This is a genomic window from Chryseobacterium mucoviscidosis, assembly GCF_002177115.1.
GTDB classification, from domain to species: domain Bacteria; phylum Bacteroidota; class Bacteroidia; order Flavobacteriales; family Weeksellaceae; genus Chryseobacterium; species Chryseobacterium mucoviscidosis.
This window is the reverse complement of record NZ_MVAG01000130.1, coordinates 1-270: the sequence shown is the minus strand read 5'-3', so window position 1 is coordinate 270 and position 270 is coordinate 1. Positions and strand designations below refer to the sequence as shown.

The following is a 270-nucleotide window of genomic DNA, read 5'->3' as shown; positions in this document are numbered from 1 at the left end:
GGAGAGACACGCCACGTCGCGCCAAAACGCAATCGCGCGCGTGCATCCGCCCTCTGATAGTAGAGATGTACTGGAATTGTCCCAGAGCGGTGGGGTTCCAGAGACTGACGGAGTCGGTTTAAAAGCTGGTCATCAATTTGCCTGTCCGTCAGCGAGATAGCAAGCCCGCGAGCATATTTTTCCCGGGCTTCGTCAATATCCATCACTTCGCGAGCAGTCATTTTAAGCCCACCGCTGAAGTCATCAAAGCTGACCTGTCCGCTGACGATA

The 270-nt window shown here is 54.4% G+C and carries 1 protein-coding gene; it reads right to left on the bottom strand.

Annotated elements, in window-relative coordinates:
- Positions 1-270 (bottom strand): hypothetical protein (locus tag B0E34_RS22790; protein WP_165763014.1); only part of this gene is annotated, 270 nt, incomplete at both ends.